Raw genomic sequence first — 19,990 nt, forward strand, 5'->3', positions numbered from 1 at the left:
CCGGCTCAACCGGCCAGCTGGACAATCTCATCGTACTCGCGAGTCTGGACCACCTGCTCGGCGGCCGGTTCTGAGGCCAGGCTGCAGGCCTCATTGACCATGGCATCAGCCACCGTTTGCGCCTCAATGCCCCTGTACTTATCCAGGGGACCAATCAACAGGCGGTTGACCAGCGGCATCGCTTTTATCCCCAAAGCCTCGGCGGTTCGCTGTTCCTTCCGATCGCCCAGCAACAGACTGGGGTGATAAATGGACAGATAGGGATAGTCGAGATCTCTCAGCGCGTCCTCCAGCTCGCCCTTTACCCGGTTATAGAAAATGGTCGACGAGGATGAGGCACCAATGGCGGACATCAGGATAAACGCCCGTACACCCTGGGAGCGGCCGAGTTCTCCCGCTTTCAGAGGGTACCCCAGATCCACCTTCCGGAACTGCTCCTGTGAGCCCGCTTTTTTGATGGTGGTGCCCAGGCAGCAGATAATCACATCGACATCAAAAAGCTCGGAGTGACCCTCCAGTTTGTCGAAATCGACCTCATGCTGGGCCAGCTTGTCATGCAGAGTTGGCAGTTTGTGCCGCACCAGCGCCACCACCTGCGAAACTTCATCCCTGCCCAGCAAACCCTGCAGCACCTTGCCACCAGTCAAACCGGTGGCACCCAGCAACATTACCCTCATAAAAAAACCTTCCCCGAATTTCTCTGTTGTCATCCTACCAAAGACAGTTGCAGGAGGTCTGTCACCTTGTGGATGATTGACTACTTTTCCGATGACCAATAAAAAAGCACCGGGCTTGGCCCGGTGCAAAGACTGACAACAGAACGTCAGGTTGACTCAGTCGCGGCAAACCTAATCGCTGACCGGGTTTTCTTTCATGGCAGCGTTCATTCGCCGACGCAGCAGTGGACCAATCAGGTAAGGCAGAATCAGTCCCAGGCCTGCAACGATCCAGAGCCCCATTGCCAGCGGGCTTGCCCAGAGCACACTCCAGTCGCCATCCGAGAGCACCAGGGCATGGCCAAGGTTCTTTTCCATCTCCGGCCCCAAGAGCAGGCCAAGGATGATCGGCACCAGCGGTATTTCCAGCTTGCGCAGAAAGTAGCCGGCGACGCCGAAAGCCACCATGAAGTACAGATCGAAAGTGCTGTGGCTGATCGAATAGATGCCAACGAACGCCACCATGGTAACGATTGGCAGCAGATACATCGGCGGCACCGACAGCAGCTTCACGAAAAAGCCCACCAGCGGAATGTTCAGCACCAGAAGCAGGACGTTACCGATCAACAGGGCGGCGATCACGCCCCAGACGATGTCCGCGTTCTGGGTAAACATCAGCGGTCCCGGCGTGATATTCAGGGAAATCAGCATGGCCAGGAGAACCGCCGTAGTACCGCTTCCGGGAACCCCCAGGGTGAGCATCGGAACAAGGGCACCAGAAGATGCGCCGTTGTTACCGGCTTCCGGCGCAACAACACCCCGGATGTCGCCCTCTCCGAATTTGCCCTTCCTGCCAACAACCTGTTTCTCCAGGGTGTAACTGATAAAGCTGCCCAATGAGGCACCGGCCCCGGGCAAAACGCCGGAGATAAAGCCAAGCACACCACCACGCAGCTGGGTCGGGATCGTCATCACCAACTCTTTCATGGTCAGTGTCAGTTTGCCCACGTTCATCTTGTCTCGCCCCCGGCCCATGCGGGATTCCACAAAGAACAGAAGCTCGGAGATGGCGAACAGCCCGACAATGGCCAGAATGAAATCGATACCCTCATACAACTCCAGCACACCAAAGGTGTAGCGCTGGGTCCCGGTCGAGATGTCGATGCCCACTGTGGAGATCATGATCCCCAGGGTGGCGGCGACCACGGTTTTCACCGGGTTCTTGCCGGTGATTCCGCCCAGCGTGGCAAAGGCCAGAAGGAACAGGGCAAAATACTCGGCCGGCCCAAAGGTAAGGGCAAACTTTGCCAATACCGGCGCCAGCATGATCAGACCGATAGTGCCAATCAGACCCCCAGCGAAGGAGGCAATTGCAGAAACTGCGAGAGCGTCGGCTGCCCGGCCCTTCTGAGCCATGGGATACCCATCCAGACAGGTCATCATCGCCGGTTCATCACCCGGAATGTTCAGCAGAATCGAGGAAATCCGGCCACCGTACATGGCACCGGCGTACACTGCTGTCAGCAGGATCATCGCGGTTTCCGGCGGCAGGCCAAGGGTGAAAGCCAGGGGAATAAGAATGGCGACACCATTCGCAGGCCCCAGACCGGGCAGACATCCAATCAATGTGCCCACGAACGCACCGAATAGCGCAAACATCAGGTTGTAAGGGGTCAACGCAACGGCAAACCCCTCCATCAAGAAGCCAAGCGTTTCCATCACTGCACCTCCAGCAAGCCGGCCGGGAGACTCAGGGACAATCCGTAATTGAACAGCACGAAGACCACCACAGCGCTCAGCAGCCCCGTGAGGAACGCCGGTTTTGGCGCTGCACCCATGCGCCAACTGAGGGTGCCCACAGCGAGGGTGGTGGCGATGACAAAGCCGAGAGGCTCCAGCAGCAGCGTGTAGACCACAAGAACCACCAGCGAAACCATAAGTTCAAAGGCGGATTTGCCGATCGGCCACTGGGCATCCGGATCTGGCTTGATCATGAGGTAGAGGCTACCTGCCACCAGAACAACCGCGAGCATGGTGGGAAAGGTTTCCGGGCCCACGGTCTCGGCACCACCGAATGGCTCGGGCCACTGCTGGGCGGCCCAGCCATAGGCAACGGCGAGAACGAGCAGACCCAGACCGAGAATACGATCACCGAGACTGGTCATTTGAGGAGCCCTATTTCACGTGAGAGGTTCTCAATGTCCTGCACCTGGTTGCGAACAAACTCGTCGAACTTGCTAGCCGGCGGGTGGAACGGAATCAGGCCATTGCTCTTCATAACCTTTTTCCACTCCTCACTGGCGTAGAGAGTATCGACAGCCTCAACCCAGTAGGACTTGGCTTCCTCGCTGGCGCCTTTTGGCATGTAGAAGCCACGCCAGTTCGGACCAACCGCATCAATGCCCTGCTCCTTAGCTGTTGGAAGGTCGCTGAATTTTCCAGGCAGACGTTCCTCGGAGAGCACTGCTACCACCCTCAGGTCACCAGACTCAAGAAAGCCGGTGGCTTCCGAAATATCTCCGGTGAACGCGTCCACCTGTCCACCAACAACCTGACTCATAGCCTCGCCGCCATTGTTGTAGGAGAGGTAGGGTATCGAGGGGAGCTTGTCGGCACCCGCTGCCTTGGCAGCAATCAGCACCTTGAGATGGTCCCAGCCGCCACGTGCGCTGCCACCGGCGAACTTCACAGACTTCGGGTTGGCCTTTACGGCATCCATCAGGGCATTGAGGGACTGGTACTCGGAGTCCTTGCCAACGGCAATGATGCCGTAATCGGCACCGAGCGCACCGACCCAGGTCACCATATCGGCGTTCATGCCGGGGAACTGCCCCTGGGCGAGGCGGGTGGTGGTGGCAGTAGACGCGGCGACGAGCAGCTTGTTGTCGTCGGCCCGCTTGCTCACCGTGTGCGCATAGGCGACGCCGCCACCGGCGCCCGCCATGTTGACGGTCTGCACACTGCCATCCACAAGGGCAAGATCCTGCAACACGTTACCGACACTGCGGCAGGTGAAATCCCAACCGCCGCCGGGATCGGCAGGTGCGAGACATTCCACTTTCCCGGAGGGCTGCCAGGCCATGGCAGACATGGAGACGGCCGCAGCCGCCACGAAAGACAGGGTTCGTTTGATAAACATGATTGTCACCTCATCGACTTGTTTTTGTGATCACTCCTGAGGCAGGACCGTGTTGGCCGGGTCCCTGGCTATGGCAGGCCAGAGGAGCGATTGCAGGCAGGTTAATAGGTGAAACCCGAGATCCGGAAGCTTCTGTAAGTAACGCCTTTAAAGGGCTTAACGGGCATTTTGTTCATATTGATCACGGGCAACCCGGGCGATCATGCAGTACCCTGAGAACCAAACGACAACAAGCCATGAACGATCCGTGCTACGAAAAACCAAACTCAAAACCCGAATGATCCTCACGCTGGGTCTGCTGGGCGCGCTTCAGACCATGCTCATCGGTGGCTTTGCCGGCTATTACCTGAGCGATTCCCTGTACGACGAGATCGGCCAGCGGGCGCTGATGGTGGCAAAAACCGTAGCCGCCACTCCCGCCGTGATTGATGGCGTTCGCGCCCGTGACGTAGAGGGCCTGAACCGACTTGCCAAACGATTGACCGATACCAACGAGGCTTTGTTCATCGTGATTGGCGATCACAACGCTGTACGTCTGGCCCACCCCGACCCCACCCGCATTGGCCACTCAATGGGTGATGATGATGGCGATTTTGGCCGCAAGGCCCTTGTGGAGGGCAATGCCTATGTCGCCCTTGCCAGGGGCAGCCTCGGCGAATCCATGCGGGGCAAAGCCCCCATCACCGTTCCGGAAACCGGTGAGATCGTAGGTATCGTCTCGGTCGGATACAGCCTTGAGCAGGTCGAAACCACGATTCAGCGATACAACTTTGTCCTCTATGGCGTGGTAGGGCTGATGCTGTTGGTCACCATCCTGTCAGCCATTGTCATCGCCGGCCGATTCAAGCAGGCCATCTTCGGGCTGGAGCCAGAGGAAATCGCCCGGCTGTTCCGGGAACGGGAGGCAACCCTCCAGTCCGTGCGGGAAGGAATCATTGCCGTTAATCGGGACGGGATTATCACCACAGCAAACCGTGCAGCCTATGAAACACTGGATTTGCCAACCAACAATCCTCTTGCCGGCCGCCCGATTCTGGAGGTTCTGCCGGAAAGCAGCCTGATGTCGGTACTGGAATCCGGCCACCCAGATTTCGACCGGGAGATCTGGCTGCGTGGACGCCAGATGGTAGTTAACCGATTGCCCGTGCGCCAGGGCGACGAAATCATTGGCGTCGTTGCCAGCTTCCGGCTGCGCAATGAACTGGATCAGGTAAGCCGACAACTGACGCGGATTCAGCAATATGCGGATACCCTGCGCAGCCAGACCCACGAATATTCGAACAAACTCCACACCATTGCCGGGCTTATCCAGATCGGGGCTACCGAAGAAGCCTTGAATCTGATTGGCAGTGAAGTGAGTGACCATCAGGCGCTTATTCACCTGCTGCTGGAGGCCGTGCCTGACCCGGTCATCGCCGGTTGCCTGCTCGGAAAATACAATCGCGCCCGGGAAATGGGCTTACGGCTGGATATCGATCCCGACAGTCAGATGGCAGATTTGCCCGCCGCCCTGCCCCGGGATCAGCTCGTCAGCGTACTTGGTAACCTCATCGAAAATGCCCTGGACGCTACACGTCTGGAGGCAGGTGCCGGTGGGCGAGTGCAACTCTCGATGACTGATCTCGGCCAGGAGCTGATTTTCGAAGTCCAGGATCAGGGACCCGGCATCCCGGAGTCTGAACGACAGCGGATTTTCGAGAAAGGGGTCAGCAGCAAGGAAGGGGAAGCCCGCGGCTATGGCCTGCATCTGGTGCAACAGTTTCTTGTTTATTGGGGCGGCTCGGTAACCGTCGATAACATCCCGGAAGGCGGCAGTCGCTTTACCCTATACTTACCGAAGAAGCCCAAGCGGAGGTTCGAACATTGACCACCATTCGTCTGCTGATTGTTGAGGATGACCGGAAAATAGCCGAAATACAGCGACGCTTTGTTGAGCGGCTGGAAGACGTTGAGCTCTGCGGCATCGCCCATACGCTTGCCGATGCCCGGGACCAGATTGAAATACTGGCACCCGACCTGATTTTGCTTGACGTTTACTTTCCCGATGGCAATGGTCTTGAACTGCTTCGGGAACTGAGGGCTGAAGACAGCGGTAGCGATGTCATCCTGATTACCGCCGCCAAGGAGGTCGAAACCCTGCGCAGCGCTTTGCGAGGTGGCGTTTTCGACTACATCCTGAAGCCGCTGGTATTCGAGCGCTTGCAGGAGGCCGTGAACCGCTACCGTGAGCACATGGCGCGCTTGTCTTCACTGCATCATGTCGCGCAGAAGGAGGTAGACGCCCTGCTGCCAAGAACGTCCAACGAAACTATCCAGAGTATGGATCAGCGATTGCCCAAGGGGATTGATGGACTGACCCTGGACAAGATCCGGGCGGTGATGGCGAGCGGTCACCACCTGAGTGCCGAGGAAGTCGGAGCAGCCATCGGCGCCTCCCGAACAACTGCGCGTCGTTACCTGGAATATCTGGTGGGTACCGAAGAGCTGTCCGCCGAAGTGACCTATGGTACTGTCGGCCGCCCGGAGCGGCGATACTGTGCCCCGCCCCCTTCTTCACGAGTAACAACGGAGTTCTGATTGAAGGCGCTGATTCTCAGTCTTGCAGCACTCATATTCCTGACCGGCTGTCAGGAATCCCCCACGGGTCGGAACCGGCTGGCCCTGGTTCCCGACGCTGTTCTGGCTGACATGGGGCAGCAGAATTTCGAGCAGATGAAACAGCAGAACGCCTTGATCACACGGCCTGATGTCAACCGGCTCGTCCAATGCATCACGGAAGCCCTGGTGGTCGCCGCCCAGACGGAGTATCCGGAAGCTCCTATGCCCCAATCCTGGAAGGTAGCCGTCTTCGATAACCCCACGCCAAATGCTTTCGCCCTGCCCGGAGGGAAAATCGGCGTGCATTCAGGCCTTCTGGAGATCGCGGAGAATCAGGCGCAACTGGCCACGGTCGTTGGCCACGAAATTGCCCACGTTCTTGCCGATCATGGCAATGAACGGCTGACCCAGGAACTGGGTCTGCAAGCCGGCATGCTGCTGATCGGCCTGTTCACCGAGAGCGAAATTGCAGAGGACCAGATTCAGCAGGCCCTCGGCATCGGTGCCCAACTGGGCATCACCCTGCCGTTCAGCCGTGCCCATGAGGAGGAGGCGGATTTGATGGGTCTGGGAATCATGGCCCGAGCCGGCTTCGAACCGGACCAGAGTGTTCGCCTCTGGCAGAATATGGCGCGGGCTTCAGGCGCACAACCGCTGGAATTTCTTTCCACCCACCCGAATCACGATACCCGCATTGCCTCGCTGCAGAATCAATTGGCGGCTGCCCGCTCTGTTTTCGAGACCGTTCCGCCGGCCAACTGCCAGATCTGATCAGGTCGCGCTCACCGTATAATTGACTATCATCAAGTCAAGCGGCGCGTTAATACTGAGGCAGATTCCATGGTGGAACGCTTGCCACATCCGGACGGCTTCCGGCTAATTCTCACCCCCAACCGCTCCCTGAGCTGGCATGGCAATGTCAGAATCTGGGCCGCCCTGTTCGTGCTTTCAGCCCTCATAGCCACGGGATTCACACTCATAGGCGCCTGGGTAATCATCCCGTTTGCCGGGCTGGAACTTGTCGCGCTTGCCTGCGGCATCTACCTCACATCCCGGGCATGCCAGCGGCAGGAGGTTCTCTCCTTTAGTCGTGACGACATTCATCTGGAGAAGGGCAGAAAACGCAAGCAGGCAGAATGGACGCTCCCCACCCGCTATGCACGGCTTCGGATCCAATCACCGCCGCATCCGTTCACGCCAGCCAAACTGTCACTCACCCATCGGGATACAGAAGTATCAATTGGCGGCTTCCTGAACATTGAAGACACCGAGAAGCTCATTGGCCTGCTCGAACAGAACGGCCTGATGATCGAACACAAAGAGCCCGATCCGCAGATCGGGCTCTGGTTCTGATATTTCCGCGCAACGCTGGATGTTTACTCGTAGCTGGACGCAATGCGGGCGATCTCTCCGGCTTCACGGGCCTGATCCAGAGCCCGCTGAAGGTCTTCGATCACCGCCGGATCGGTATTGTTGCTTAATGCCAGATACATGGGTGTTTCCCGGAACACCAGCACGGGCTTCAGCCCGGTAATCCCGTGCTCCTCTTCCGCCACCAGGGGACCAACCAGACCATCGGTTACCCAGAGATCCGCCTGGCCCAGGGTGAGACGACGGGTATTCACGTCCCCGGAAATACCCATGATTACGTTGAAACCCTGATCGACCAGGTACTCGGACATCACATCGCCCTTGTAGCCTGCGATTCTCAGGTCTTTGGCATCTTCCAGGGAATCCAGTGTGATGTCGGAATCCGGTGCGGCAAAGAGTGTCCACTTGATGGATGCCAGGGGCCCCACCCATTGAAACTGGTCTTCCCGCTCGTCGGTTCGTGCGGTGCAGAAAAGTCCATGATTTTCCCTGTCCTGAACCCAGTTATAGGCGTAGCTCCAGTCCCGCATCTTCATGACATAGTCGTAGTCGACCCGGGAAAGCATGGCTTTCACCATATCCGTGCAGATACCGGTAATGTCCTCTTCGTTATGGGCAAAACCTTTTCCGGTTTCAGAAGCGTTGTAGGGAGGGTAGTTTTCGGTAAAGATGTACAGACGCTCGGCTGCAAGAAGCGGTTGACCGACGGCAGACAGCGTTAGGGCGATGATGCCGGTTTTTATGCCTTTGATTACCTTCGAGGAGAGCGATGCAGTTTCTGTGGGCATTCTCTAGTCCTTTTCGACGATTCAGCTGGAACGGGAGTCAGGCGGCCGCAACGGGAGGCCAGAAATCAGAAATATGGTTGCAAAAGCGACACTCTGGCATTTAATGTCAGCCATTGTGGTTGATTATGCCAGCAAAGCCCATGATTGCGTTTCCTGCGGGAAAAGTCAGTGACAAAACGTATCTGAAAGCCTGCCACCTTTTATCAACCCTTCATGCAGTGCCGGGCATACCTAATCGGTCTTCAGTGTTGGCGGCGGTGCTGACGACCTTCGACCCGATCACACGCAGGCTGCTCTGCTTACACACTACGTTGAGAGGAGTCCGGGAGACCACATCACCATCGGCCGTCACCGTTTTCGGTTTGTCGGTATGCACCAGACAGCGCTGGCTTTTGATATGGACCAGGGTGCTGGTGCGTTGCGGAGCCTGCCTGTTCAGGCGGACCATCAGAAACGTGAACAGAAGCTGAAGAATTGGTCGTGGCCGGATGGCGATGATATCCAGCTGACCATCGCTGGCCGACGCCTCGGGAATCTCGTTGCCGCCCCCGAAAAAAGCGCCACTGGCCACTGCAATGGAAAGCCACCGTCCCTTGACCACACCCCGGTCGCATCGGATGGTTGCCCGGAAACCTCTTTTTGCGTTCAACCGACGCAGCAATTCCACACCGTAGCTGAAACGCCCGAGGATTTTTTTCTCAGCACCACGGGACTCCCTCGCAGGCAAGGTCCCCATGCCGATATGGGCTACATTCAGGAAGATGCCATCGCCATAGTCTGCAACGTCGACCGTTTGCGTGATGCCGCTGGCAATCAGCTCGCACAGGGCTTGCGGCTGGTCAGGAAGGCCGAGATTCCGCGCAAAGTCGTTGGCGGTTCCAGAGGGCAGAATGGCCAGCGTGGCACCTGTCGCCCGGCAGACGGCAGCCGCACGGTTCACTGAGCCATCCCCCCCTGCAACGATAACAGTATCCCGGGCACCCAGATTGTCGGTCCAGTCAGCCTCTTCAAAGTCATGGCAGTGAAGATCCCGGATACCCGCGGATGCCAGGTGCTCCAGCCAGAAGTCCCGGCCTCGCTCACCATCACCCGCTCTGGAATTGCAAATCAGCCAATAAGCCATGGCGCTTGTCTCTGCTCCCCTGCTCCAGCAAAATCCTTGCGACCATTCCCTCACAATAATGAACAACAAGGCAAGCGCGATGGATTTTGTCAGAACCCCGGAGAAACGCTTTGAAAGACTGCTGGACTATCCCTTTGAGCCCCACTACCTGGAGGTGGGCGGTCTGCGAATTCACTACCTGGATGAAGGTCCCTCAGACGCAAGCCCGATTCTGATGATGCACGGGGAACCTTCCTGGTCCTACCTCTACCGTCACATGATTCCGATCTGCGCGGCGGCCGGACATCGGGTTATCGCACCGGACCTGATCGGTTTCGGCAAATCCGACAAACCCACGGCGATCGACGACTATTCCTACCAGCAACACATGGACTGGATGCAGTCGTTTTTGGATCAACTGGACCTGAACAACATCACTCTGGTCTGCCAGGATTGGGGGTCTCTGTTAGGGCTGCGGCTGGCCGCAGAGAATCCCGACCGGTTCCGGGCCATCGTGGTCGGCAACGGCATGCTGCCCACCGGCGACCAGAAAGCGCCGCCAGCGTTCAAAATATGGAAAAACTTCGCCCTGCACAGCCCGTGGTTCCCCATAGCACGGATCATAAACACCGGATCCTTCCGCAAGCTGGGCCCCGATGAAATGCGCGCCTATGATGCGCCCTTTCCTGACAAGAAATACAAAGCCGGCGCTCGGGCCTTTCCCCGACTGGTACCGATGCACCCCAACGACCCCGCCAGCGAGGCCAACCGCAACGCCTGGAAGGTGCTTGAGCGCTGGGAAAAGCCCTTTCTGACCACCTTCAGCAACGGCGATCCAATAACCCGGGGCGGCGATGCGTATATGCAGAAGCGGATCCCGGGCGCCAAGGACCAACCCCACGTGACCCTCAAAGGCGGCCATTTTCTCCAGGAGGATTCACCCGTGGCCTTCGCCCGGGCGATCAATGGTCTGCTCGCTACTCTGTCCTGATAAATACAGTCCTGAAGGTGACGATGTCAGTCCTGGCCAACCGGCACCCGCGGCCGGTAATGCCAGGACGACCAGCTGTACAGGCCCAGTGCGATCCAGATCGCTACGAAACTGATCAACTGAACGTCACTCAGTGGCTCGCCGAAAACCAGCAGGGCAATGAAGAACTGCAGGGTCGGGTTTATGTACATCAGAAAACCGACGGTCGCCAGCCGCAGACGTCGGGCAGCACCAGCAAACAGCAGCAACGGGATGGCAGTCACAATACCGCTGGCCATCAACAGCGCGCCTATATAAGCGCTATCTCCGAAGTGGGACATGCCCTCCCTGGCAAGCCAGCCAAAGGTCAGCAGGCCAACCGGCAGCAGCAACATGGTTTCGACAAACAATCCGGATAATCCATCCAGCATCACCTGCTTTCGAACCAGGCCATAGGTGCCAAAACTGATCGCCAGAGCCAGGGAAATCCAGGGCAGCTCACCAAGGATCACCAACTGGATCAGAATTCCGACGCCGGCAAGCACAACGGCCGTCATCTGCCATGGCCCCATACGCTCACGAAGCACCAGCATACCGAGCGCCACATTCACCAGCGGCGTCAGGAAATAACCCAGACTGGCCTGGAGAACATGGCGGGTTTCTACGGAATAAATGTAGATACCCCAGTTGGCGGCAATGAGCACGGCACAGGCCAGCACTCGCCAGAGCTGGGTGGGATTCGCCAATGCGGCTTTAACCGCCGGCCAGCGACGCAGGCCACTGATAACCACGGCCAGAAAAACGCAGGACCAGATGATCCGGTGAATCAGAATCTCGAAGGCGGGCACGCCCTCGAACAGGGCAAAAAACAGAGGAAAGCAGCCCCAGATGGTGTAGGCGCCCAATCCATACCAGACGCCTTTGGTCACTTCCGTCATGTGTCAATCACCCCTGGGAACATTGGCTAAGCCGTTTTTTTCTGGGTGACAACCAATGCCACGCCAACGATGGCGATCAGGCCGCCCGTCATGGCTAGCCCGCCCAGACGCTCATCGAACAGCAGATAGGCCTCAAGCGCGGTAACCGGTGGCACCAGATAGAAAAGGCTGGCGACCTGGGAAGCTGCGCCCTGGCGGATCAGCCACATCAACAGAAGAACGGCACCGGTGGACAAACCGATGACAAGCCAGGCCATGGAAAGCTGCAGCTGCAGGCTCCACTCGACTTCCCGGGTTTCGAGGGCAAAGGCTCCAATGGCAAACAGGACGGCCGCTGCCGCAAACTGGATCAGGGTGCCCGCCACCAGATCCGCATTGGTGCCATACCGCTTCTGATAGACGGTCCCCATGGATATACCGGCAAGTGCAAAAACGGCCCAAAGCAGACTCCAGGGGGAATACAACGAGTCTGAACCGTTGACGCCAAATTTTTCCAACAGCACAAGGGCAACACCGACCAGCCCCAGAGTCAGGCCGACCCACTGCCGGACACTCACGGACTCCTTGAGAATCACGACGGCAGCCGCCGCCGTCACCAGCGGTTGCAAACCAACGATCAACGATACAATCCCGGACGCCATACCATCCTGGATCGCGTAAAAGACCCCGCCGAGGTAGCAGCCATGCACCAGCATCCCGGTGACCGCAAGATGCCCGGCTCCCCGCCAGCCCGGCCAACGGGTTTTCATAACCCACGCCAGCGCCCCGAGTACCACCAGCGTCAGCAACATGCGGATCAACAGAAGCGTAAACGGCTCCGCAAACGGCAGGCCGTACTTGGCGCCGATAAAACCGGTACTCCACAACCAGACAAACAGTGCGGGCACGAAAAACGAGAAGAACAGTGAGCGCATGAACCTCAACCGGATTCGATGTATTTATAAGCCTTCTACTTTATAAGTTAGCAGGCAAACAAAACAGATACAGAAATCCGGTTTCGTGACCAGTACAGTTTGTCAGTCTTTCGTGTCCGGCAGCCTTACCTCGATATCAGGTTCCGAGTCATGCCAGCGGCCCTCCCAGGACACATCGGGCGAGGCACCGGGCCTTGGCGTAATGGTGATGGATATGGTTCCGAAACTGGTTGGTGCGGGACCAAACCGGATTGGCTTTTCCTGAGCCAGCCAGCGCGGAGGAATACCGGCCCCGAGAATGAGGCGATCACCTTCCTCCCGGACAAAGCAGTTACGCACCATTAACACCCACTCTGCGGACGCCCAGACATGATGGCCATCGCCCATGCAGCCGCCGCCGGTCGCAGGATGGATCGCTTCCGGCCACTGTCCCGTTGGTGAGGCCAGCCCGGCCACCGCATCCACCAACTCCAGGAACCGCGGATCACCCGCGCGCAGCAGCACCTGCGCCACGTGCAGGGTCAGGTAGGCGTTCAGGCCCGAATGAATCATGTCCTGATAGAAGGCGCCTTTCACAAAGCATTTTTCGAGCAGAAACTCGACGCAGTCGAGCAATCTGGGATCATCCGGTTCACACAATTGCGTGGGATATCCCATCGCCAGAGAGCCGATGGCGCCGGCATCCAGACGGCGATAGGGCGAAGCTGGCATTCCCGGTCGCTTCAGTCGCTGCTCGCAGGTTGCCAGGCTGCGGTCAACGGTCTGGCTGAACTCACGGGCACCGGCACCGAAATGCTCACTGGTTTCCCGGTCAACCGGGGCAAGCATTGCTTCCGCCGCCTTGAGGCCGGCAATGCCCCAGAAATCGTCCCAGTAGTAATAATCATTGGGCCCCAGGTGCTCGGCACTGAATCCGGCGGGCAGCAGACCGGCATGGGGCTCATCAATAGTGTCGCTGAGACGTTTGTTCTCGATCCAGCGGGCGCCCTTGCGCACGGGCTCCTGCCATTCATGGTGCAGCGGCCGACCGGTCAGTTCATGGAACCGTCTGAGAATCCAGAGCACCTCACCGTTGGCGTCCCACTCCCCTTCCTGAGAGCGGAAATAGCCGCTTTTGAGTTGTCGTGCCGGAAACTGGTAAAGAGCTCGCTCGGCCCGGTCGGTCAGACCTGCGCATAGCAAGGCATGGATGATGAAGGCGGCATCGCGAAACCAGAACCGTTTGTAGGTGTAGGGCCCGGGGTAAACATCTTCGGGAGAATGAAGCACCAGTGAGTGAATAGCCGCCTGATAGAGAAACTGCCAGTTCTCGTCCGGACACTCCAGCCGGGCATACTCCCCAATGGCGCTGTCCCAGCCATCCGAACGGATGGTCGGCGCCGACTCATCCTTCAGCGGAATCCTTACCGTCAGTTCCGACTCTTCCCCTGCCTGAAGCGCGAACAGAGCCGCCGCTGTCACCATTCCGACAGCGCATTCGCCCCGGCTCTGGTCTTCCTTATCCTGCAGGTGAATGCGAACATCGCCCTGCCGATAGTCTGACACGTGATGGCTTTCCGCGGGTCGACTGAAAAACACCGCCTGCCTGCCATCCACGCTCCATGCATCACGTTGCTCTGACAGGCCAACCCGATTGATGAAACTGATCCCCTCGGGGTTGGCCGGACGCAGCGAAAGCACCAGTGACCCGGATGTCTCTGACCGCGCCTTCAGGACCATCTCACACACCGGCCGGCCCTTTTCCACCACCACCCGGGAACGACTGGTCAGGCTCAGACCGTTCAATTCGGATTCGGTCACGACACAGGGGCCATCCTCGAATTCCTGGCGCTGCCGGGCCGTCTTGCTACGTGAAGGTAAAAGACATCGGCCGTCGTCCGCCAGGACCCAGGCATCCAGTGACCAGCCGTCGTGGAACGGCGTCAGCAACCCACCGGGATCCACAACCGGCAATTCATCCACATCCGGCTGGCCAATCGCCGTCCAGTTGCGGTTACTGAGGTTGATATGAGTGATCGAAAATGCGCGGGGAATGAAGGCCGGATCCATAGGGTCAAACTGACGCTCTACCCAGTAGGGCCAGACCCAGTCCAGGTTGTGCTGGATAACACGGCTGTTGATCAGCCCCCGAGCGTGGAACACCACGCCGGCTCGAAGCAGCTCTATGGGCTCTCCGACTTCCGATGGCTGGGCAAAACTGTGCAGCTTACCGAGCAGCGCAATCGGATCCAGAAAACCATGACGGTGGGCCACACGCTTAACCACATAACGCCAGGGCAGCCACTTCATCCAGCTCATTCGTTTGCCTCCTGTTCCTTTGGTTCGGTTTCAACTTTGTAACGGGCCAGGGCCCGGCGCGCGAGACGATTGAGAAACACCACGGCCAATACCGTGCCTACGAAACCGGCACCGTAGATGGCCCACTCCAGGGGCGTACGGCCGGTTTCCCGAACCCCCAGCGTAGAAAGGTCGGCGGCCAGCGAACCCAGGTACACGTTGTGCAAGGAAAAGGGAATCACGCCCAGAAAAGTGCCGGCAACAAACCCGCCGAAGGAGAAGTTGGTAAGACCGAACAGAAAATTGGACAGCTTGCCCGGAAAGAAGGGAATCAGACGGGTGAGCAGCACTATTTTCCATCCATGGGGCGCCATTTCATTGCTCACCACAGACAACCGGGCGCGACTGTGGATATAGACCCGGGCATGCTCGCCCAGAAAATGCCGGGCAATCAGGAAGGCGATGGCCGAGCCCAGGGTGGTGCCCACCACCACATACGCGGTGCCTTCCAGCACACCGAACACGAAACCTGCACCGGTGGTCAGCAGCACTCCCGGCAATAGCAGCACCATGGCAAGTACCATGATGCCAATAAACAGGAAAGCCGCCCACGCGCCCTGGGTATCGAACCAGCGCAACAGGTCAACCACCTGCTGATGAACCCCGAACGCATAGAGCAGACCGACTATCAGTCCGACACCGGCTATGCTGCCGCCCATCCACAGGAAGGGCGATTTCTTCCAGCTCCTCATGCCCACACCCTACCCTGTGAAGACGCCCGGGCTCAAAGTGCGGGCAGGCTCATCTCCGGTTCAGGCGCTGCTGAGAATCGACTGAAGCTTCTGAGTCAGGTCTACTGCCTCTGCGCCCAGTGGGGTGAGGTAGCCGCCGTCTTTCTGGCTGATCAGCCCCTTGGCGTGCAGGCTTTCGGCCGCCCTCACCGTCTCCGGGGCCGCCGAATGAGCATGTACCTTGAGGCCTTCCTGGGTGGAAGTAGAGGGAAACTGGCCCAGCAGATTGAGTTCGGCAAGATGATCAACAGAGAATGGCATGGCATTTCCTCGTATTATTGTCGGGGTTACCTTCAGCATAGCCGATTCACACCATGAAGCTTTCGAGAATTCTCAGCAACCAGAATGGCGTCAGTCGTCGTCAGGCCAGGCTCCTGATCGCATCGGGTCGGGTTGCCGTGAATGACCTTTCCTGCGGGGATCCTGCTGTCGAAGTGGACCGCTTTTCCAGTGTGAAGGTCGACGGTGAGATCGTTCAAAAGGCGGAACCCGGCCATTACCTCATGCTGAACAAGCCGGCGGGCTTCCTGAGCGCCACCCTCGATCACACGCACACAACCGTGATGGAACTGATAGCGCCGGAACTGCGCGAAGATTTACACATTGCCGGACGGCTCGACCGGGCCAGTACCGGGCTGTTGATTCTCACCAATGATGGCCGCTGGTCTCGCCAACTTACCGAACCGCGCATCAAGATCCCGAAAGTCTATCGGGTCTGCACCGCGTACCCGATTTCTCCGGACACGTCTCAACGATTCGCGGAAGGGATATGGTTCGAGTATGAGCAACTCACCACCTCACCCGCTCAACTCGACCTGTTGGGCCCCCGCGAAGCCAGGGTGACCATCTACGAAGGCCGTTACCACCAGGTAAAGCGGATGTTTCATGCCGCCGGTAACCGCGTAACTGCGCTGCATCGGGAGCGAATGGGGAAGATCCGGTTGGACGATTCCCTGGCACCCGGCAAATACCGCCCTCTTACTCCTGAAGAAATCGACTTGATGCAGGCTTGATCTGTCTCACGAGACTTTCGCACGCATCAACTATCCTTGTATGGCGTTCCAGAGAAACAGGGATGGTTCAGAGTAATGCCAAACCAGACGAACGATTTTTATCCGCGGCCACTTCGTCACCTCAGCAGCTACCTCTCGGGGCTGGTGCAGGGAAAGCTATGGCTGAAGGTTTTGATCGGCATGTTCCTGGGTTTGATCACGGGCACGCTCCTCGGCCCCTCCGTGGGACTGGTGGAACCGGACACCGGCACCTTGATTGGCAACTGGCTGGCTTTCCCCGGCCAATTGTTCCTCGCCACGATCCAGATGATTGTGATCCCCCTGGTGATTGCCTCGGTGGTTCGCGGGCTCGCCGCCAGCGAAGATCTTGAGCAGCTACGAAAGCTCGGCCTGAGGGTGACCGGTTTCTTCGTAGTCACCACAGCTATGGCGGCATCGATAGGTCTCTGGATCGGCGACCTGATCAACCCGGGCAGGATGATGACGGGCCTTGGCACCCCGGCGGCAACACCCCAGGACAGCGCGCCGGTTGCCAGCATGCCCGGTGTCGACGAGCTGCCCAAGACCCTGATCGGCCTGTTACCGGGCAACCCCCTGGACGCGATGGTTGAGGGTCAGATGCTCCAGGTGGTGATCTTTTCCATCATTGTCGGCATCGCCCTGGTCAGCATGGCCCCGGAAAAATCCAGGCCCATGCTGGACCTGCTCGACTCCCTCCAGCAAATCTGCATGACCGTTGTCCGCTGGGCGATGCGCCTGGCTCCGGTTGCAGTGTTCGGCCTCATGGCCCAACTGACTACCACGCTCGGATTCCGGGCAATGCTGGGCATGGCTTCCTATGTCGCAACCGTTATTGTGGGTTTGCTGGTGTTGTTGGGCGTTTACATGCTGATCCTGAAGCTCCTCGCCGGCCAATCCCCCGTTCGCTTCCTGAAAGACACCCGGGATGTGCTTTTGCTGGCCTTCTCCACATCCAGCTCGGCGGCCGTCATGCCCCTGTCCATCAGAACGGCCGAAGACAAGCTGGGGGTGCGGCCCTCAGTTTCCCAGTTCGTGATTCCCCTGGGTGCCACCATCAACATGAATGGCACGGCACTCTATCAGGCCGTGGCTACCATCTTTCTGGCACAGGTCTATGGTATTGATCTGAGCATGGGAAGCATGGCGCTCGTGGTTGCCATGGCCGTGGGCGCCTCAATCGGTTCACCAGCCACGCCCGGGGTAGGCATTGTGATCCTTGCAATGGTACTCCAGACCGTAGGCATTCCGCCCAGCGGCATTGCGCTGATCATGGGTGTGGACCGGATTCTCGATATGTGCCGTACCGCGATCAACGTGACGGGAGACCTGGTGACCTGCCGGCTAATGGAAAATCTGGCGGGAAAGCGACTTCCGCCCGAACCAGTTCCCGAGGAAACTTCATGACCGGACGGAAGTAAATTGATCGGGGCACGACTGGATCAGATACTTTCAGAGCGCTTTCCGGTGTCCTCATCCAGCTCCTTTTCGGTGCTGTTCCATTGCTCTGAGAGTGCCTCATAGGCCTCGGAGAAACCCTTGCGAGCCCGCTCCCAGGCAGATGCAGAACTCTCTTTCAGTTCCTGGTACCAGTTTTGCACACGCGCTCTCTGTTCGCGCAGAGACTCCAGACTCTTCTGGGACCGTTCCCGAGCGGTGTCGCTCATATCGTCCCAGTTTTCGGAAAGCTGTTGTTCCAGTTCCTGGATACGTTTGTCCAGGGCAGACAGTGTTCTATTGATCGAGTCCTCGGCCTGCTCCTTCTGGTCAGAACCATACTCCTGGAGCGCCTCGCCTAACTCCCGGGTTTCCTGTTCAAGCGATTCCACGGAAGAATCCCCCGATGAAGTTTCGGCGAGAGTCGCCGCCGAAAACATGCCGGAAAAAGCAATCGCAAGCGCGTAAATCCAGTTTTTCATCTTTCAGTCCTCCAAATTCATCTCAGGACTGTAGCAGCGAGGTAAAGCCAATTGCACCTTAACTAAACCTAATACTGAGGCTCACCGCTTGCCTGAAAGCAGGCCCTCGACGACCGCATCACAGACCTGATCCTGGTTCAGGCCTTCGCCTTGCACGGTAAGATCCGCATATTGGGAATACAATTCGAACCGCTCTTCGAACAAGGCTTCCAGCGATTGATCCGGTCTACGGGAAATACCCCGCATGCTGTGATCACCGATTCGCTCGATAACCAGTTCAAGCGGAATATCGAGAAACACGACGATGCCATTGGTCTTGAGGTGTTCCATGGCAGGGGCACTGTAGACCGCACTGCCTCCGGTGCTGATAACCTTGTGTTCCAAATCCAGCTTCAGAAGCACCTGCTCTTCAATCCGTCGGAGGGCTTCGTAGCCGTCCTGGTCTACAATAGCCTGGAGGGTGCGGCCAGCTTCTTCCTGGATCAGCAGATCGGTATCGACAAACCCGAGACCCAGACGCTTGGCCAGCAGAACACCCACTGTGCTCTTGCCGCTACCGGGCATACCGATGAGAACGAGGTTTCCTGTATCGGTCGGGTTAACCATGATGCTTGTGTGTGACCTCTCCGGAGAATGAGAACTGGCTGGCAATAAAGGCAGAACGTAACATTTTTACGACAGAGCGCGCGCTTTATTCCGGCCCGCAAGCCCGTATAATTCAGGCAACGGCGGTTTTCAGAGAATACCTGAAGCCGGCCACCGACGGCATCTTTCGCGAGTGAGTAATGACCACCGGCAGATCACTTCTGATCCCATCAATAGCAGCTTTGGTGCTTGCTCTGTCAGCATCCGCTCTGGCAGATGGCATCAAGCGTATTGTGCATCCCGATGGCACTGTCGAATTCACCAACGTAAAAAATGCCGGCCAGCCCAGAGCCTCCAGCGGTAACGATACCGTCTACCGCTACACCGATGACAATGGCGTGATTGCTTACAGCAGCGTCCAGCCAACCGCGGCTGAGTTCGACGTTATCCGTTTTCACTGTTACGCCTGCGACCCGGAGTCCAGCGTCGACTGGCGCAAAACGCCACTGTTCACCAAACCGTACCGCTCAGAAATTCAGACCGCAGCCCAGGAATACGGAGTTGATCCGGCTCTTGTCCGCGCTGTGATCCATGCCGAATCTGCATTCAATGAAAAAGCCCTGTCCCCGGTCGGTGCCCAGGGCCTGATGCAGTTGATGCCGGGCACGGCCGAAGAGCTGGGTGTTCGGAACGCGTTGGCGGCTGGCGAGAATATCCGTGGCGGCGTCCATTACCTGGCCAAGATGCTCGACCGATTCAATGGCGACATCCGGCTGGCCACCGCCGCCTACAACGCGGGGCCCGGCGCTGTGAGCCGATACAAAGGCGTACCACCCTATGCCGAAACAAAGGCCTACGTAGAAAGGGTTGGCATCCTTCACGAGCGCTACGCCGCGCTGTAGGCCCCTCAG

21 protein-coding genes are annotated in these 19,990 nt (G+C 58.1%); 8 read left to right on the plus strand and 13 right to left on the minus strand.

The features are described 5' to 3' along the window. Window positions 1-5 precede the first annotated feature (5 nt). From GJU83_RS04265 to GJU83_RS04280, 4 genes are all read right to left on the minus strand, one after another. The gene (locus GJU83_RS04265; RefSeq protein ID WP_153633805.1) at window positions 6-677 is read right to left on the minus strand and encodes an NAD(P)H-binding protein; all 672 of its coding nucleotides are present in this window, start codon (window positions 675-677) and stop codon (window positions 6-8) included. Between the two features lie 171 nt (window positions 678-848). Beyond that, window positions 849-2,375, minus strand: coding sequence for a tripartite tricarboxylate transporter permease (locus GJU83_RS04270; RefSeq protein WP_069182907.1), 1,527 nt, complete (start codon window positions 2,373-2,375; stop codon window positions 849-851). Then, window positions 2,375-2,821 (minus strand): tripartite tricarboxylate transporter TctB family protein, encoded by a 447-nt coding sequence (locus GJU83_RS04275; protein ID WP_153633806.1) that lies wholly within the window; start codon window positions 2,819-2,821, stop codon window positions 2,375-2,377. Before GJU83_RS04275 ends, GJU83_RS04270 begins: the two co-directional genes overlap by 1 nt. Beyond that, window positions 2,818-3,795 (minus strand): Bug family tripartite tricarboxylate transporter substrate binding protein, encoded by a 978-nt coding sequence (locus GJU83_RS04280; protein ID WP_153633807.1) that lies wholly within the window; start codon window positions 3,793-3,795, stop codon window positions 2,818-2,820. The genes GJU83_RS04275 and GJU83_RS04280 overlap by 4 nt, the downstream gene beginning before the upstream one ends. 247 nt (window positions 3,796-4,042) lie before the next feature. Here GJU83_RS04280 and GJU83_RS04285 point away from each other — a divergent pair, with 247 nt between their 5' ends. From GJU83_RS04285 to GJU83_RS04300, 4 genes are all read left to right on the plus strand, one after another. Next, a complete protein-coding gene (locus GJU83_RS04285) occupies window positions 4,043-5,662 on the plus strand; it encodes an ATP-binding protein (protein WP_475587840.1) in 1,620 nt (539 codons plus the stop codon). Then, window positions 5,659-6,372, plus strand: coding sequence for a response regulator (locus tag GJU83_RS04290; protein WP_153633809.1), 714 nt, complete (start codon window positions 5,659-5,661; stop codon window positions 6,370-6,372). The genes GJU83_RS04285 and GJU83_RS04290 overlap by 4 nt, the downstream gene beginning before the upstream one ends. Next, window positions 6,373-7,164, plus strand: coding sequence for a M48 family metallopeptidase (locus GJU83_RS04295; protein ID WP_153633810.1), 792 nt, complete (start codon window positions 6,373-6,375; stop codon window positions 7,162-7,164). A gap of 69 nt (window positions 7,165-7,233) precedes the next feature. Continuing rightward, window positions 7,234-7,746, plus strand: coding sequence for a DUF2244 domain-containing protein (locus tag GJU83_RS04300; RefSeq protein WP_153633811.1), 513 nt, complete (start codon window positions 7,234-7,236; stop codon window positions 7,744-7,746). 23 nt (window positions 7,747-7,769) lie between these two features. Here the strand turns inward: GJU83_RS04300 and GJU83_RS04305 are convergent, their stop codons facing one another. Together GJU83_RS04305 and GJU83_RS04310 are read right to left on the minus strand one after the other, a co-directional pair. Next, entirely contained in the window at window positions 7,770-8,552 is a 783-nt protein-coding gene (locus tag GJU83_RS04305) for a substrate-binding periplasmic protein (protein ID WP_153633812.1), read from the minus strand. Window positions 8,553-8,763: 211 nt separating this feature from the next. After that, on the minus strand, window positions 8,764-9,675 hold the full coding sequence (locus tag GJU83_RS04310) for a diacylglycerol/lipid kinase family protein (RefSeq protein ID WP_153633813.1): 912 nt from the start codon (window positions 9,673-9,675) through the stop codon (window positions 8,764-8,766). Window positions 9,676-9,754: 79 nt separating this feature from the next. On the opposite strand from GJU83_RS04310, the gene GJU83_RS04315 reads away from it, so the two are divergent. Then, on the plus strand, window positions 9,755-10,645 hold the full coding sequence (locus tag GJU83_RS04315) for a haloalkane dehalogenase (protein ID WP_153633814.1): 891 nt from the start codon (window positions 9,755-9,757) through the stop codon (window positions 10,643-10,645). Window positions 10,646-10,671: 26 nt separating this feature from the next. On the opposite strand, the gene rarD is transcribed toward GJU83_RS04315, so the two are convergent. The 5 genes from rarD to GJU83_RS04340 form a co-directional block, all read right to left on the minus strand. Then, window positions 10,672-11,562, minus strand: coding sequence for an EamA family transporter RarD (gene rarD, locus GJU83_RS04320; protein WP_153633815.1), 891 nt, complete (start codon window positions 11,560-11,562; stop codon window positions 10,672-10,674). Between the two features lie 26 nt (window positions 11,563-11,588). Continuing rightward, complete coding sequence (locus GJU83_RS04325; RefSeq protein WP_069182898.1) at window positions 11,589-12,476, minus strand: DMT family transporter; 888 nt, start codon at window positions 12,474-12,476, stop codon at window positions 11,589-11,591. 102 nt (window positions 12,477-12,578) lie between these two features. Then, entirely contained in the window at window positions 12,579-14,774 is a 2,196-nt protein-coding gene (locus tag GJU83_RS04330; protein WP_153633816.1) for a hypothetical protein, read from the minus strand. Further along, window positions 14,771-15,505 (minus strand): TVP38/TMEM64 family protein, encoded by a 735-nt coding sequence (locus GJU83_RS04335; RefSeq protein ID WP_153633817.1) that lies wholly within the window; start codon window positions 15,503-15,505, stop codon window positions 14,771-14,773. Before GJU83_RS04335 ends, GJU83_RS04330 begins: the two co-directional genes overlap by 4 nt. 60 nt (window positions 15,506-15,565) lie before the next feature. Continuing rightward, window positions 15,566-15,805, minus strand: a complete 240-nt coding sequence (locus GJU83_RS04340; protein ID WP_069182895.1) for a TIGR02647 family protein — start codon at window positions 15,803-15,805, stop codon at window positions 15,566-15,568. Between the two features lie 53 nt (window positions 15,806-15,858). On the opposite strand from GJU83_RS04340, the gene GJU83_RS04345 reads away from it, so the two are divergent. Together GJU83_RS04345 and GJU83_RS04350 are read left to right on the plus strand one after the other, a co-directional pair. Continuing rightward, window positions 15,859-16,557 carry a pseudouridine synthase gene (locus GJU83_RS04345; RefSeq protein WP_153633818.1) on the plus strand — a complete coding sequence of 233 codons (699 nt, stop codon included), beginning with the start codon at window positions 15,859-15,861 and terminating at the stop codon, window positions 16,555-16,557. Between the two features lie 75 nt (window positions 16,558-16,632). Further along, window positions 16,633-17,982 carry a dicarboxylate/amino acid:cation symporter gene (locus GJU83_RS04350; protein ID WP_153633819.1) on the plus strand — a complete coding sequence of 450 codons (1,350 nt, stop codon included), beginning with the start codon at window positions 16,633-16,635 and terminating at the stop codon, window positions 17,980-17,982. 35 nt (window positions 17,983-18,017) lie between these two features. Here GJU83_RS04350 and GJU83_RS04355 read toward each other — a convergent pair whose 3' ends face one another. Together GJU83_RS04355 and GJU83_RS04360 are read right to left on the minus strand one after the other, a co-directional pair. Then, a complete protein-coding gene (locus GJU83_RS04355) occupies window positions 18,018-18,494 on the minus strand; it encodes a hypothetical protein (RefSeq protein WP_153633820.1) in 477 nt (158 codons plus the stop codon). Between the two features lie 81 nt (window positions 18,495-18,575). Next, window positions 18,576-19,100, minus strand: coding sequence for a shikimate kinase (locus GJU83_RS04360; RefSeq protein WP_153633821.1), 525 nt, complete (start codon window positions 19,098-19,100; stop codon window positions 18,576-18,578). A 179-nt stretch (window positions 19,101-19,279) separates the two neighbouring features. Here GJU83_RS04360 and GJU83_RS04365 point away from each other — a divergent pair, with 179 nt between their 5' ends. Beyond that, entirely contained in the window at window positions 19,280-19,981 is a 702-nt protein-coding gene (locus GJU83_RS04365; RefSeq protein WP_153633822.1) for a lytic transglycosylase domain-containing protein, read from the plus strand. Window positions 19,982-19,990: the final 9 nt, after the last annotated feature.

It is taken from the genome of Marinobacter salsuginis, assembly GCF_009617755.1.
Taxonomy (GTDB): Bacteria; Pseudomonadota; Gammaproteobacteria; order Pseudomonadales; family Oleiphilaceae; genus Marinobacter; species Marinobacter salsuginis.

What these genes read in the sequence shown, in the direction of transcription:
- GJU83_RS04350 (WP_153633819.1), top strand. Translation starts at nt 16,633, where the DNA reads ATGCCAAACCAGACGAACGATTTTTATCCGCGGCCACTTCGTCACCTC.
- rarD (WP_153633815.1), bottom strand. Translation starts at nt 11,562, where the DNA reads ATGACGGAAGTGACCAAAGGCGTCTGGTATGGATTGGGCGCCTACACC.
- GJU83_RS04335 (WP_153633817.1), bottom strand. Translation starts at nt 15,505, where the DNA reads ATGAGGAGCTGGAAGAAATCGCCCTTCCTGTGGATGGGCGGCAGCATA.
- GJU83_RS04340 (WP_069182895.1), bottom strand. Translation starts at nt 15,805, where the DNA reads ATGCCATTCTCTGTTGATCATCTTGCCGAACTCAATCTGCTGGGCCAG.
- GJU83_RS04360 (WP_153633821.1), bottom strand. Translation starts at nt 19,100, where the DNA reads ATGGTTAACCCGACCGATACAGGAAACCTCGTTCTCATCGGTATGCCC.
- GJU83_RS04270 (WP_069182907.1), bottom strand. Translation starts at nt 2,375, where the DNA reads ATGGAAACGCTTGGCTTCTTGATGGAGGGGTTTGCCGTTGCGTTGACC.
- GJU83_RS04355 (WP_153633820.1), bottom strand. Translation starts at nt 18,494, where the DNA reads ATGAAAAACTGGATTTACGCGCTTGCGATTGCTTTTTCCGGCATGTTT.
- GJU83_RS04280 (WP_153633807.1), bottom strand. Translation starts at nt 3,795, where the DNA reads ATGTTTATCAAACGAACCCTGTCTTTCGTGGCGGCTGCGGCCGTCTCC.
- GJU83_RS04330 (WP_153633816.1), bottom strand. Translation starts at nt 14,774, where the DNA reads ATGAGCTGGATGAAGTGGCTGCCCTGGCGTTATGTGGTTAAGCGTGTG.
- GJU83_RS04365 (WP_153633822.1), top strand. Translation starts at nt 19,280, where the DNA reads ATGACCACCGGCAGATCACTTCTGATCCCATCAATAGCAGCTTTGGTG.
- GJU83_RS04275 (WP_153633806.1), bottom strand. Translation starts at nt 2,821, where the DNA reads ATGACCAGTCTCGGTGATCGTATTCTCGGTCTGGGTCTGCTCGTTCTC.
- GJU83_RS04315 (WP_153633814.1), top strand. Translation starts at nt 9,755, where the DNA reads ATGGATTTTGTCAGAACCCCGGAGAAACGCTTTGAAAGACTGCTGGAC.
- GJU83_RS04310 (WP_153633813.1), bottom strand. Translation starts at nt 9,675, where the DNA reads ATGGCTTATTGGCTGATTTGCAATTCCAGAGCGGGTGATGGTGAGCGA.
- GJU83_RS04325 (WP_069182898.1), bottom strand. Translation starts at nt 12,476, where the DNA reads ATGCGCTCACTGTTCTTCTCGTTTTTCGTGCCCGCACTGTTTGTCTGG.
- GJU83_RS04305 (WP_153633812.1), bottom strand. Translation starts at nt 8,552, where the DNA reads ATGCCCACAGAAACTGCATCGCTCTCCTCGAAGGTAATCAAAGGCATA.
- GJU83_RS04345 (WP_153633818.1), top strand. Translation starts at nt 15,859, where the DNA reads ATGAAGCTTTCGAGAATTCTCAGCAACCAGAATGGCGTCAGTCGTCGT.
- GJU83_RS04265 (WP_153633805.1), bottom strand. Translation starts at nt 677, where the DNA reads ATGAGGGTAATGTTGCTGGGTGCCACCGGTTTGACTGGTGGCAAGGTG.
- GJU83_RS04300 (WP_153633811.1), top strand. Translation starts at nt 7,234, where the DNA reads ATGGTGGAACGCTTGCCACATCCGGACGGCTTCCGGCTAATTCTCACC.